This window comes from Calditrichota bacterium (assembly GCA_013152715.1).
In the GTDB taxonomy this organism is placed as follows: Bacteria; Zhuqueibacterota; Zhuqueibacteria; order Thermofontimicrobiales; family Thermofontimicrobiaceae; genus 4484-87.
This window is the reverse complement of the sequence record JAADFU010000208.1, coordinates 1-11,540: the sequence shown is the minus strand read 5'-3', so window position 1 is coordinate 11,540 and position 11,540 is coordinate 1. Positions and strand designations below refer to the sequence as shown.

Annotated in this window: 11 protein-coding genes; 6 read left to right on the top strand and 5 right to left on the bottom strand. The window is 43.2% G+C overall.

Annotated features, from left to right (window positions below; genetic code table 11):
- Positions 1-407: 407 nt before the first annotated feature.
- The 5 genes from GXO74_16770 (at position 408) to GXO74_16750 (ending at position 5,289) form a co-directional block, all read left to right on the top strand.
- Complete coding sequence (locus GXO74_16770; protein ID NOZ63309.1) at positions 408-752, top strand: STAS domain-containing protein; 345 nt, start codon at positions 408-410, stop codon at positions 750-752.
- 224 nt (positions 753-976) lie between these two features.
- Positions 977-2,773 (top strand): DNA mismatch repair endonuclease MutL, encoded by a 1,797-nt coding sequence (gene mutL, locus GXO74_16765; protein ID NOZ63308.1) that lies wholly within the window; start codon positions 977-979, stop codon positions 2,771-2,773.
- A gap of 71 nt (positions 2,774-2,844) precedes the next feature.
- Entirely contained in the window at positions 2,845-3,162 is a 318-nt protein-coding gene (locus tag GXO74_16760; protein ID NOZ63307.1) for a hypothetical protein, read from the top strand.
- A gap of 112 nt (positions 3,163-3,274) precedes the next feature.
- On the top strand, positions 3,275-4,234 hold the full coding sequence (gene miaA / locus GXO74_16755; protein ID NOZ63306.1) for a tRNA (adenosine(37)-N6)-dimethylallyltransferase MiaA: 960 nt from the start codon (positions 3,275-3,277) through the stop codon (positions 4,232-4,234).
- Between the two features lie 293 nt (positions 4,235-4,527).
- Positions 4,528-5,289: an outer membrane lipoprotein-sorting protein gene (locus tag GXO74_16750; GenBank protein NOZ63305.1), complete on the top strand. Its 762-nt coding sequence runs from the start codon at positions 4,528-4,530 to the stop codon at positions 5,287-5,289.
- Between the two features lie 208 nt (positions 5,290-5,497).
- On the opposite strand, the gene GXO74_16745 is transcribed toward GXO74_16750, so the two are convergent.
- From GXO74_16745 to GXO74_16725, 5 genes are all read right to left on the bottom strand, one after another.
- Entirely contained in the window at positions 5,498-6,175 is a 678-nt protein-coding gene (locus GXO74_16745) for a TIGR00730 family Rossman fold protein (GenBank protein NOZ63304.1), read from the bottom strand.
- Between the two features lie 145 nt (positions 6,176-6,320).
- A complete protein-coding gene (locus tag GXO74_16740) occupies positions 6,321-7,967 on the bottom strand; it encodes a T9SS type A sorting domain-containing protein (protein NOZ63303.1) in 1,647 nt (548 codons plus the stop codon).
- A 218-nt stretch (positions 7,968-8,185) separates the two neighbouring features.
- The gene (locus GXO74_16735) at positions 8,186-9,040 is read right to left on the bottom strand and encodes a DUF3078 domain-containing protein (GenBank protein NOZ63302.1); all 855 of its coding nucleotides are present in this window, start codon (positions 9,038-9,040) and stop codon (positions 8,186-8,188) included.
- 273 nt (positions 9,041-9,313) lie between these two features.
- A complete protein-coding gene (locus GXO74_16730; protein NOZ63301.1) occupies positions 9,314-9,580 on the bottom strand; it encodes a hypothetical protein in 267 nt (88 codons plus the stop codon).
- Positions 9,581-9,951: 371 nt separating this feature from the next.
- A complete protein-coding gene (locus GXO74_16725) occupies positions 9,952-10,254 on the bottom strand; it encodes a hypothetical protein (protein ID NOZ63300.1) in 303 nt (100 codons plus the stop codon).
- A gap of 343 nt (positions 10,255-10,597) precedes the next feature.
- Between GXO74_16725 and GXO74_16720 the strand changes: the two genes are divergently transcribed.
- Complete coding sequence (locus GXO74_16720; protein ID NOZ63299.1) at positions 10,598-11,389, top strand: hypothetical protein; 792 nt, start codon at positions 10,598-10,600, stop codon at positions 11,387-11,389.
- Positions 11,390-11,540 lie beyond the last annotated feature (151 nt).

Genomic DNA, 11,540 nt, shown 5'->3' with positions numbered 1-11,540 from the left:
TAAAAAAATGAGATACTCAACAAATGCATGATCAATTCGTGAACATCTTCGATTTGTTGATAGTCGGTTTTCAAGGTAAAGCCTCCGAATACAATTTTTTCGATACAACTTTCATTTAATTTTTTACAAAAATAGGTTTATTCAGTTCCCCTCGATTAAATTCAGGCGGGTATACAAAATAGTCTCTTTACTATTTTGAACCAATAAATTTAACGGGTAAGAAAAGTAGACTAAATATAACATGAATTGCACTAATAATCAAGCAAAAAAATACGGCTGAAAATTTGGCTGTCCCAAAAACAAATATTTTTGCAAATAAAAGCGAAAATACTTGACATTATAAATTTTTTTTGTTTTATTGGAATATCGAAGGTGAAGAAATTTGATGAATATGAGTGGAGTTTTTTATGTTTGCTAAAGAGACGGAAAAAGACGTTACGATCATAAAAATCAATCAGGATCGTCTGGATGCGGTTTTGGCGCCGGAATTGAAGACGGAACTTTTGCTCTCTGTGGACAATGGTGTGACGAATGTGTTGGTTGATCTTTCCGCTGTGAATTATGCTGACAGCTCGGGTCTGGGCGCGCTACTTTTTGGCTTGCGGCAATTGAAAAATTTAGGCGGTCAATTGAAACTGCTCGGCGCCAACAATCGCGTGATGAGCTTGATCAAAATTGCCCGCCTGGAAAAACATCTTCCCAATTTTGAAGATAAAGAAACGGCGGTTAAAAGTTTTCATTCCGATGCCTGAAAACAATTTTATTTTTCAATTTCTCAAAGTATTTTTACAAAGCGAGGCCTTGGGGAATCCTTGCTGATAAAATCTGATAAAGATTGGCGCCGATTTTCCGCTTTTGGGGAATAACACCACCATTTTTCCTGTCAATTACTGAACCTTCATTCCAGTTTCGGCATATAACATTTAATAAATTCAATTTTCAATTTCAAAATAATGCTTGAAAAGTGATTTAAAATATGGCAAAAAATAAAGTTCACATTTTATCCGAAGATTTGACCAATAAAATTGCTGCCGGCGAAGTTGTGGACCGCCCGGCGTCGATTGTAAAGGAATTGATTGAAAACGCCATCGACGCCGGCGCTGATGAAATTACGGTAGTGCTGAAAAATGGCGGCAAGCAACTCATTCAGGTTGTGGACAACGGACTTGGAATGACGCGGGAAGACGCAATTTTGGCCATTCAGCGACACACGACGAGCAAAATTACCACTTACGATGATTTGCACAACATTCAGACGCTCGGTTTTCGCGGCGAAGCGCTGGCGAGCATTGCGTCCATTTCCATGTTGGAAATCAGGACTGTTCCCCGAGGCGAAAGCGCGGGGACCATGATTCGCATCGACGGCGGCGTTGTGGAAGAAGTTGCCGATTCCGGCGGCGCGGCGGGCACCTCTGTAGGCGTAAAAAATGTCTTTTACAATACTCCGGCGCGGCGAAAATTTCTCAAGACCGACGAAACCGAATATCGGCAGATTCTCCACGTTTTTCAGCGATTTGCATTGGCGTATTTTGAAATTCGTTTTGCGTTGCATCACAATGATCAGAAAATTTACGATCTGACGCCGTCCGAACCGGACATTCGGCTGATTGACGTGTTGGGAAATCGCTACAAAAACCAATTAGTGCGCGTGGAAGACAAAAGCGCGGTGATGCAGATTTGGGGCTTTGTGGGCAAGCAAGACGTCACAAAAAAATCTCGCGGAGATCAGTACCTGTTTTTGAACGGCAGATTTATTCAAAATCGCGCTTTGAACCACGCGGTAATTTCCTCTTACGGCTCGATTCTGCCGCGCGGCGAGTTTCCGCTGTACGCGCTGTTTTTGGAATTGGATCCGCGGCGCGTGGATGTCAATGTTCATCCTTCAAAAATGGAAGTGAAATTTGCCGACGAAAGACTCATTTACGGACTGGTCAGAAACGCGGTAAAACGCGCGCTGTCGTCGCAGCAGGTGATTCCGGATTTCATGCCGGAAATGGACATCGCGCCGCAGCCGATCAAGAAAAATAACGAAACATATCTGGCGCGGCAGACCACGATTCCGTTGTACGAAATGCATCCTATTTCCCAGCCGCGAATGGGAATTCAGAGCCAGGGTAGTAGTCAGACACCGACGCCGGCGCAAATTTCCCATGAAATAAAACAGCAGCAACCAGCCCCAACAATGTCCGCCAGTGAAACGAAATATGAGCGCCCCAATGTGTGGCAAATTCACAATCAGTACATTTTGTCGGAAATAAAAAGCGGGCTCATCATCATCGACCAGCACGTGGCTCACGAGAGAATTTTGTACGAAAAAGCGCTCCGTTCGTTCGAGCAGAGCAGTCCCGCTTCGCAGCAGTTGTTGTTTCCGCAGGTCGTGGAATTGTCTCCGGAAGAATTTTCCTACATGGAAGAGATGTTGCCTTTTCTGGAAAAGGTCGGATTTTTGATTAAAGGCTTTGGCGGCAACACGGTGGTCATCGAGGGCGTTCCCGCGGGCATGAAAATCGGCAATCCCGAGACCGTATTGAGTGAAATCATCGACGAGTACGTCAATAACAAGGATACCAGTCTGGACGTTCGCGACAACGTGGCAAAGTCTTATTCCTGCAAAATGGCCATCAAAAAAGGCGAGCCGTTGACGCGCGAGGAAATGAATTTGCTCATTGACCAACTTTTTGCCACACAAAGCCCTTATTTCTGCCCGCATGGCAGGCCGGTCATCGTCAATCTATCGCTGGAGGAGTTGGACAAGAGGTTTGGCAGAATTTAGCAATTAGCAAAAAGCTCCTGGCGCGAAAAACTTGTTTTTTCGCATGAATAGAGCGGAAAGGAGTTTTGAAAATGGATGCAAAACTGTCTCTCAATGAAAAGCGATATTTGGATGAATTTTTAACATCCGTGAACGACAAAAAATTATTTTCCGGATTCTCATGTTTTTACGCCAGCGCAATATCTGTTTTAGGTTTAATATTGCTTGTTGCAACAGTAATAATTACATTAGGCAACCTGAACAATCGAGTTGTGTATTGGGTTTTTCTTCCTGGCGTCATTGGCGGGATTGGAATAATTTTGCTGGGCATTTTTTTATTGAAATATTTGAAGAAGATCGAAGAACAGAAAAAATTGGCGGCAGTAATAGAGAAACTATTAAATACTTGAAAATTTAGCGCGTCATTTTTTATTGTTTGTAACTGATAATTTTAAGTTGAGGCGGCGGCGAACAACCGAAATGCGCTGTCCGTCTTTGAATCGCATTTGTTGGACCGCGTAAATGGCACACGCAATTCTTACAGAAGAAGCAAATTCCGCAAAAGTTATTTTCGTCATTGGTCCCACCGGAGTCGGCAAGACGGAGCTGTCGCTTGTGCTCGCTGAAAAGCTTGGCAACGCAGAGATCGTCTCGGCAGATTCACGGCAAGTGTACAAATACATGGACATCGGAACCGCTAAACCAACGCCGGAAGAACTTGCTCGCATTAAACATCATTTTATTGACATTAAATTTCCCGATGAATATTACAGCGCCGGGCAGTTTGGCAGAGAAGCGCGCCAGACCATTCGACAATTAATGCAGCAAAATAAAACTCCGCTGGTGGTCGGCGGTTCTGGGCTGTACATTCGGGCATTGGCGGACGGATTTTTTGAAAAAGAGATTTTCGACCCTCAGGTAAAATTGCGGCTAAAACAGGAAATCAGCGCAAACGGCGCGGAAAAGGCTTACGAACGATTGAAACGGATTGATCCTGACGGCGCGGAAAAAATTCACCCCAACGACGCTCATCGCATCGTGCGTGCGCTGGAAGTTTACGAATTGACTGGGGCGCCGCTGTCGCAATTTCAAAAACAGGCGGCGCAAAAAGCGGGCTTCGAACCGCTATTTTTCGGACTCACACGCGAGCGGCAAAAATTGTATCAGATGATCGAACAGCGCGTGGATCACATGCTGGAACAGGGTTTGGTGGAAGAAGTGCGCGATTTGCGGAATCGGGGATATTCCGCGGATTTGAATAGTATGCAGACTGTTGGCTATCGCGAAGTTTTTGACTATTTGCGCGGCGATACGGATTACGACGAAATGGCGCGACTGATCAAACAGCACACCCGAAACTACGCCAAGCGACAACTCACCTGGTTTCGAAAGGATGAGCGGATTCGTTGGGTCAATTTAGACGAAGGCGAGGCCAAGGACAAATGGTTGCAAATAATTTTAGCAGAACTTGAGGAGGGCTAAAATTTGTGAGAGAGAGACTATTTTGATTGCTCCCTTTGCGTAAATGAGCTAAGTTGCCAAAGGGATTTTTTGATCGTAATTACCGGATGATTTTTTAGCAAGGGCTGCGCGATTTTTCAACTCTTCAGTGTTCTGCGTTTCACTCCGCAAGTAATTTCTCTCAGAGGTGTTTAATTATTAGAGTTTCGATATTTTAAAAACCATGACTCAAAAAATATAAATCCAAATAAACAAGCAACTGACAAAAATTTGCTCGAAACTCAAAACCGAAAACGAATCCAAAGGAGAAAGCAATGCACACGAAAAACAAAATCTTGCTTGCCGGATTAATTGTCTTTCTATCGATGAGCTTTTCGTTAAGTCAGGCGCAAAACATCTCTGTTGATCAGCTCAAACAAAATATTCAAAAACGGCTTGAACAAAGAAATCAACGCATCAAAGATTACCAGTGCGACATGACCTCGAACCGCGTTACTTCAACGCCCAGGGGCGACATGGAAATGGAGAGCAAGTTTAAAATCTATTTTAAAAGTCCGGATCAGCGCAAGGTTGAATTTGTCGAAGGCAAGCGCGGGGACCGGAAAATTACCGCCCAAGACATGAATCGTCGCGGCGGGCGAAGAGGCGGAAATCGAAGAGGTTTCGGCAATTCACAGAGCCAATTTGATATTAGCAAATATCTGGACAATATTAAACTAGCGGGCACAGAAAATATCGAAGGAACGGATACCTATAAACTGTCAATAAAAGTCGCGGACAAAGAAGACCAGTTCAAGTCAATTACCGTTTGGATTGACCAAAAAACTTTTGACGTCGTCAAATATGAGGCAAAATTTCGTCCAACCGATCGCCTGGAATCAGGTGAGATTGTTCGAATTTTTGCTTCTGTCGGCCCCGACGGCGCGTGGGTTCCGGTCAAGGGAAGCTCGGAAAGATACATGGTGTTTGATACGCCAATGGGGGAAATGGATATTGAATCCACGGGCACAACAACTTTTAAAAATTACAAATTCAACATCGGGTTGAAAGACGATATTTTTAAGACAGAAAAATAGATTTGATGAAATCCGAAAAATTTGTTTAAAATATTTCGTAACCATTCAGGTATGGGTATTCAGGAAGCCGCTGAAACGGCTACTTCGCTTGCAAGGTTAATCGATAAACACCGCGATGAATCGTGCCGCTAGTACAATCGGTTTTTTGAACGAACAATTATCCATAGCACGGGCCCCGTCCTCCCTGATAATTGGGCCTGTGCTTTTTTTATCGGCCTTCTTTTTGATAAAAATCAATGATCAAATCAATTACTTCCTGCGCCGAGTCGGCGACATGAATTAAGTTCAAGTCTTGGGGAGAAATTTTTCCTTCGGACATGCTGACTGATTTTAGCCATTCCAAAAGACCTTTCCAGTACTGGCTATCGACCAAAATAACCGGAAAGCGATGAATTTTTTTTGTTTGAATTAAAGTGATGGACTCAAAAAATTCGTCCAGCGTGCCGAACCCGCCGGGAAGAATGACGAACGCTTTGGCATATTTCACAAACATCACTTTGCGGATGAAAAAATAGCGGAAATCCAGTTTGAGATTGGCGTAAGGATTGGGCTCTTGCTCAAAAGGCAAGTCGATATTTAAGCCAACGGAACTGCCGCCTGCTTCGCTGGCGCCGCGATTGCCAGCTTCCATGATTCCGCCGCCGCCGCCGGTAATGATTCCAAAGCCGTTTTTTACGGACAGTTTGGCAATTTCACGCGCTAATTCGTATTCCGGATGTCCCTCTTTCGTGCGCGCCGATCCGAACATGGTGATGCAATCGCCAACGTGCGAGAGTTCCTCAAAACCCTCGACAAATTCGGAAATGATGCGGAATACCCGCCAGGAATCTTCGATGAATAGTTTTTCTACGCACCCATTGACAAGATGATTCGATTTCTGTGGCATGTGCTCTGCTTTCTCCTTGCTCATTTTCGTTCTGCTCTTTTTTGAAAATAACTTGCGCCCTGAATAGTAGCAGCTCCCTGATTTGGAATGGCGACCAGATTGGATTTCTCGATGAGAGCGGTTTTAGTTTTATTGTTCTCGATTGCTATTTGATTAAAAGGAGCTTGCGCGCTTCTGTTCCAAAGTCGGTAATCAATTTGTAAAAATAGACACCACTTGGTAACGCCCGCCCGATTTGATTTGTTCCATTCCAGGAAAGCGAATGCAGCCCGCCGGAGAAATTTCCTTCGGCAAGTCGCTTCAAATTTCTTCCTGAAACGTCATAGATGAATAATTTAACAGAAGATGCTGAGGGGAGCAGAAACTGAATGGTGGTTGTGGAATTGAATGGATTGGGGTAATTTTGTCTCAGTTCAAATACTTCAATTTTTGAGGAATTACGGCTATTTTCGACATTGGTTGTGACAATTTTTTGTTGTGCAGCGGAAAAACCAAGCGGCGTTGACAAATATTCCGTCAAAATTGCGGCGCTGTCGGGAGTGAAATTCTTGCCCAGAAAGAAATTGTAATAGAGGAATTGGAACGTCGTTTGCGGTGTGATGTAGAATTCCAGATTGCCGATGAGGGAAAACCCGTTGTCACCATAGGACATTTGATCACCGGTGTCGTAAGAAAAAAGCGGCTGATAGTCTCCGGTCGAGCCGTCTGTGGCGTCGTGGTAGTAAAGCCGAATGGAATCTCCGAAGGCCGGAACATAAAAAATATTGAGCAAACTTCCCTGGTCCCCGTTGGCAAGCGTCCAGTTGAGTTGATCGGAAAAACAGGCCGGATTAAAAGAGTCGGCCGCCTGATCGCCGTCGATGGTGACGCCGCTTTGGTTTTTAGCGCTAAAAAGTTTCATCCCGGCGGCGTTGCTGTTCATGTCCCACGACAGGCGAAATTCGTCAATTTCCACAAACGGAAATCCGGTTAATTCACCGACAGGAATATCGACCAATTTAAATTCGCCGTGCCAAGGGTAGAAAAAGGAAGTCTGAGTGAATTGTTCGCCGGAAAAGAGAGGACGGTAGACAAAATTTGCCGCGACATTGCGAATGACGCGCACCGGGCCCGCTTTGGCGTACGCGTGGTCAAAAATTATGCTGTCTTCATCCACTGCCAAAAAGAGCGTGAAAAATGACAAATAGAACCTGATTTTTACGCGGTCAAAAATATCTTCCCCTGATCCGCCGCTCGCATTTTTGATCGCAACATCGCCTAATTGACCGGTATTATTAAAGCCCGCGAGATAATGCAAAGTTTCAATCTGATCCGTATCAGCGTGGTAGCTCATTTCGTAGGGATTGGGTACGGAATAACTTTGTTCGGGAGAATAATAAAGATAGACATAGCCGGACTTTTGATTTAACGGATCAAAAAAATTGAGTTCCAATCGCACCGTGTCTGCGCCGGCGACCCATTTTTCCGCCGGAGCCTGATCGCCGAGGCTGTTCGTCAAAAAAACCAGTTCGTCGCTGGCATTGAATAGACCATCGTTATTGCCAAAATATTTTTCTTCCGACTTCACTGAGGTGTCAATTTCGTCAATTTGAAAAGGCACAACCTTCCAGGACTCTTTTTGCGAGTTGTAGGAAAATAAAAATAGCCTTTCCACGGGCAAGCCCTGGAAAAAATTTAATGAATCCGCGGAAAGCACGATCGGCTCGTAGGAGCGATGCGCGCCGCAGATTGCCGGGACATTGACGATTACTATTGTTAAAATTAAAAAAAATAATAATAATCCATTTTTCATGGTTGGTAACCTCCGGAGTTGGATTCCCTTTGGCAATTGAGCTCTATTAGATGATTGAGACCAGAGCCGAGATTCGACATTCGGCCGGATGGTTCTCAAATCAATTTTTTGACCGAGAACGTTGAAAATCTCCAATCTGACTCTATGCAATGTTTTTTTGCAAAAGGCGCACTACATTTTCCGCCAGGGCGCCTTTTTCTTTTTTTGATCAAAAATTTCTAAAGCAAATTATAGGTAAACCCTAATGCAATCGCTTGTTTGATCTGACGTTTTACGGAAATATCTCTGTCGTAAAAAAGTTTGAAATTGAAATTTACGGAAAAATATTTAGAAATTTTTGTGGTAAAAATAGTGTCCCAGTTTACATCCACTTCTTTGGCAGTCGTCAATGTTGAGAATAATTCCAATTTTGACGTGAGCAGAGAATTTTCCGATACCTTTAAATTCAAATCAGTCACGGATTCCAGTCCGATCTCATTCTTGATTTTTTCAATAGTGTCAATTGTGGAAGGATCGTCAGCGTAAGGCGACGGATAATTTCTGGTAACGGTTTGCTTCATGGCGCCGCCGAGCCGCGTCTGGATCGTTTCGTTGGGCTTGTAGCCAATGCCAGCGCTTTCACGGAAATAGCCCGGATCCATGAATGCGGAAATCTGTGCTTTTGTATTGTTCCCGTAGTTGTAGCCTGGTGCGAATTGCGTTTCTCCGGTGGCGGCGGCGAACGGATTGAGAAGCTTCCCGATTTTGTAAGTGTAAACGGTTTCCAGCTTGATCTCGTCGATGGATTTTTTCATTTCCTCATCGCCGATTTTGGTCGAACCGTAATTGAATTTGCCAGTGTTGGACCAGTTCCATTTCTCCTGATCATCGACAAATTTGAAATTCAAATTCGCTTGCCAGGCGAAAGAATTCTCCCCGCCTTGCGTCCAGTTGTCGAAACTGGTCTGCGTCAAATTGAGACCGGCGACCATGGATTTTTGCCAGCCAAATTTCGGCGCCTCTTTTTCTTGCGCCCGAACGGCAAGCGAGGTCGCGACCAGCAAAAGAAAAATTCCCGTCAAAAATTTGTACATTGGACCCTCCCGTAAAAGTTATGTTTTTGAAATAATTTCGCTTATTTTGATGAATAATTTGCATTTTGGATTCAAATTTTAATTTGCGATTAACCAGATTGGCCGATTTGATCTATTCTCTGAGCCGAAGAAAGGGCGCTGCTATTGGCATCTAACGGCAGCGGGCGGGCTGTAAACTCATAGTTTGGTGGTTAGACAAAAAAAGATGCCAAATGGGCTTTGGCATCTTCAATAAAAAAATGAGGAAATGGGGCGTTTTATCTCAATCAAAAATCATATTACTCCGATTCGCTTCAACCGCGCGTTTGCGCTGGCCTGGATATTTTTGATGATGCGCATCGCGGTTGAAATATCTTCGTCGTTGTTTTTCTCTTTTTTGATGGATTCCAAATATTTTTTCACGGCGGAATATTCGCTCAAAGGCAACAATGCAAAAATTGTTTCTTTGATGAAATCTGAAGAAGATTTTCCCGCTGTCTTGCTGATATTTTCCAATAATTCAATCTGCTCTTCGGTAAATTTCACAGTAATCGCTTTCATCTCATTATTCCCTTAGATATTGATTCGCGTTTTGTCATGTCTGCTTTCTGTCTAAACTTTGTACAAAGTTCATGCCAGAAAACTATTAGTTATTATTTCTTATAAAATCAAAAACACAAAATGGCCTGCTGAAGCTAACTAAATATAATAAAACATGTTAAGGGAAAATGTGATTTTGCTCAAAAATGTCCAAAAAAATAAAAATAATTTCATTGTGTTACAAAATGAAATTCATATTATTCAAAATGAACGATTACTTACTGATTGTAAAGAAGTTACAATATTGTTTAATGTAGATACATGAAAACTAAAAGGTAAGCAAAATTTACCGGCATAATTTACATAGTAGAGAGGAAACTAACAAAATAAGATTAATTTTCGGAGAAATTGAGAAATGAAAAATTAGACTGTTCAACGAAATCTGTTGATTCTAATGAGTTGTCGGATTGCTTTTCTATTTGTATGACGGTTGCTTCTTTCAAATGTGTAAGTAATTCTCTGAATTGTTCGAGCAGAAGTCTGTGCAAAATTTTTGACGCCATCGTACGCAATTCATTTTTTTGAGATTCGACGATGATGAGGTCAAGTTTGGATTGTCCGATGATAGTGCAGCCGACTGCGCGCAGAAAATGTTCCTGCAAATATTTTTCCGGCAAATCTCCGTAAAAAGGCATGTGAGCGCTCCAATTTTTATCGAACAATGGCGCAAGGGGCAGCATTAAAATTCCCTTGCCCTTGAAACAACTTGACGAATTAAATTCGCTATGATATTGTACGCCCGACTTGTCATTTAGTTTTATTGGCAAGAATTTTCTTTTCCGTCAGGCCAGATTTTCTCAGGGCCTTCTGCAAATCCCTGACGGGCGAGAGGGTTTGTAAATTACACTTTCAAAAGAAATTAGACGTCTACTTCTCATACTTGAAAAAACAGTTGCAAATTCGGTAAGACTTTATTATATTAAAATTGCTTAAAATTTACCAATTAGTAATTTGCACTTTCCATGGGAGGAAAACCGCATGAAAAAAAGTTTTATGTTACTCGCTGCATTTGTTCTGATTTTTTCTCTGAATTTATTGGCCCAGGGCCTGCTGGAGAAGGCCGATGAATTTTGGGATAAACGAGGCGATAATTTTAACGCTGACAAACTTCTGGCGGACAGCGCCCAAATCAATCAGGCAATTTCCCTGTATCAGCAAATTCTCGCCAAAGCTGTCGGGCAAGAGAAAGAAGAGGCGACCTGGAAGTTAATTCGGGCTTATTATTTTAAGGGAAAATACTGCACAGCGGACAAGGACATGAAGAAAAAAATTTATAATCTGGGGAAAGACCTCGGCGAAGCTTCATTGAAGGAATTTCCGAACTCCGCGGGAATCACTTTGTTCACCGCAATTGTCTGGGGCGTTTGGGGTGAGGAATACGGCATTTTGGCTGCGGCGCGCAAAGGCGTTGCCGGTAAAATAAAGGATCTGTGTGAAAAATCCATTGAAGTCGATCCCAATTTTGATGGCGCCGGCGGCTACCGCGTCCTGGGTCGCGTCTATTTCAAAGCGCCGAAAATTTGGCCTTTTTTGCGCTGGCCGTCAAAGACAAAAGCCGTCGAAATTTTGGAAAAAGGCCACAAATTAGCGGCGGATAATTTGACGACAAAGCAATTTCTGGCAGAAGCGCTCTATTCGCAGGGTAAAAAGAAACGCGCTGTCGCGCTCATGAATGAAATTTTAAACGCATCCGGAGTGCACGAAGGCGTTGCCGAAGATGCTGTTTTGAAAGATGAAGTGCGCGGAACTTTGCAGGAATGGGAGAAATAGTTTTCCCTAAAAATTAATTAAAAAAAAGCATTGGGCAGTCGAAAAAACGATTTCGCTGTTCAATGCTTTTTTTATTTTTGTAAAAAAATTTTAACGGCTTGTTCTTCCGTCCTTTTTGGAGAGGTGTGCGCGGAAGAACAGCAGCGGATCG

Excerpts from the sequence above, each read along its gene's own strand:
- GXO74_16745 (NOZ63304.1), bottom strand. The coding sequence starts at position 6,175 with ATGCCACAGAAATCGAATCATCTTGTCAATGGGTGCGTAGAAAAACTA.
- miaA (NOZ63306.1), top strand. The coding sequence starts at position 3,275 with ATGGCACACGCAATTCTTACAGAAGAAGCAAATTCCGCAAAAGTTATT.
- GXO74_16740 (NOZ63303.1), bottom strand. The coding sequence starts at position 7,967 with ATGAAAAATGGATTATTATTATTTTTTTTAATTTTAACAATAGTAATC.
- GXO74_16760 (NOZ63307.1), top strand. The coding sequence starts at position 2,845 with ATGGATGCAAAACTGTCTCTCAATGAAAAGCGATATTTGGATGAATTT.
- mutL (NOZ63308.1), top strand. The coding sequence starts at position 977 with ATGGCAAAAAATAAAGTTCACATTTTATCCGAAGATTTGACCAATAAA.
- GXO74_16720 (NOZ63299.1), top strand. The coding sequence starts at position 10,598 with ATGAAAAAAAGTTTTATGTTACTCGCTGCATTTGTTCTGATTTTTTCT.
- GXO74_16770 (NOZ63309.1), top strand. The coding sequence starts at position 408 with ATGTTTGCTAAAGAGACGGAAAAAGACGTTACGATCATAAAAATCAAT.
- GXO74_16750 (NOZ63305.1), top strand. The coding sequence starts at position 4,528 with ATGCACACGAAAAACAAAATCTTGCTTGCCGGATTAATTGTCTTTCTA.
- GXO74_16725 (NOZ63300.1), bottom strand. The coding sequence starts at position 10,254 with ATGCCTTTTTACGGAGATTTGCCGGAAAAATATTTGCAGGAACATTTT.
- GXO74_16730 (NOZ63301.1), bottom strand. The coding sequence starts at position 9,580 with ATGAAAGCGATTACTGTGAAATTTACCGAAGAGCAGATTGAATTATTG.
- GXO74_16735 (NOZ63302.1), bottom strand. The coding sequence starts at position 9,040 with ATGTACAAATTTTTGACGGGAATTTTTCTTTTGCTGGTCGCGACCTCG.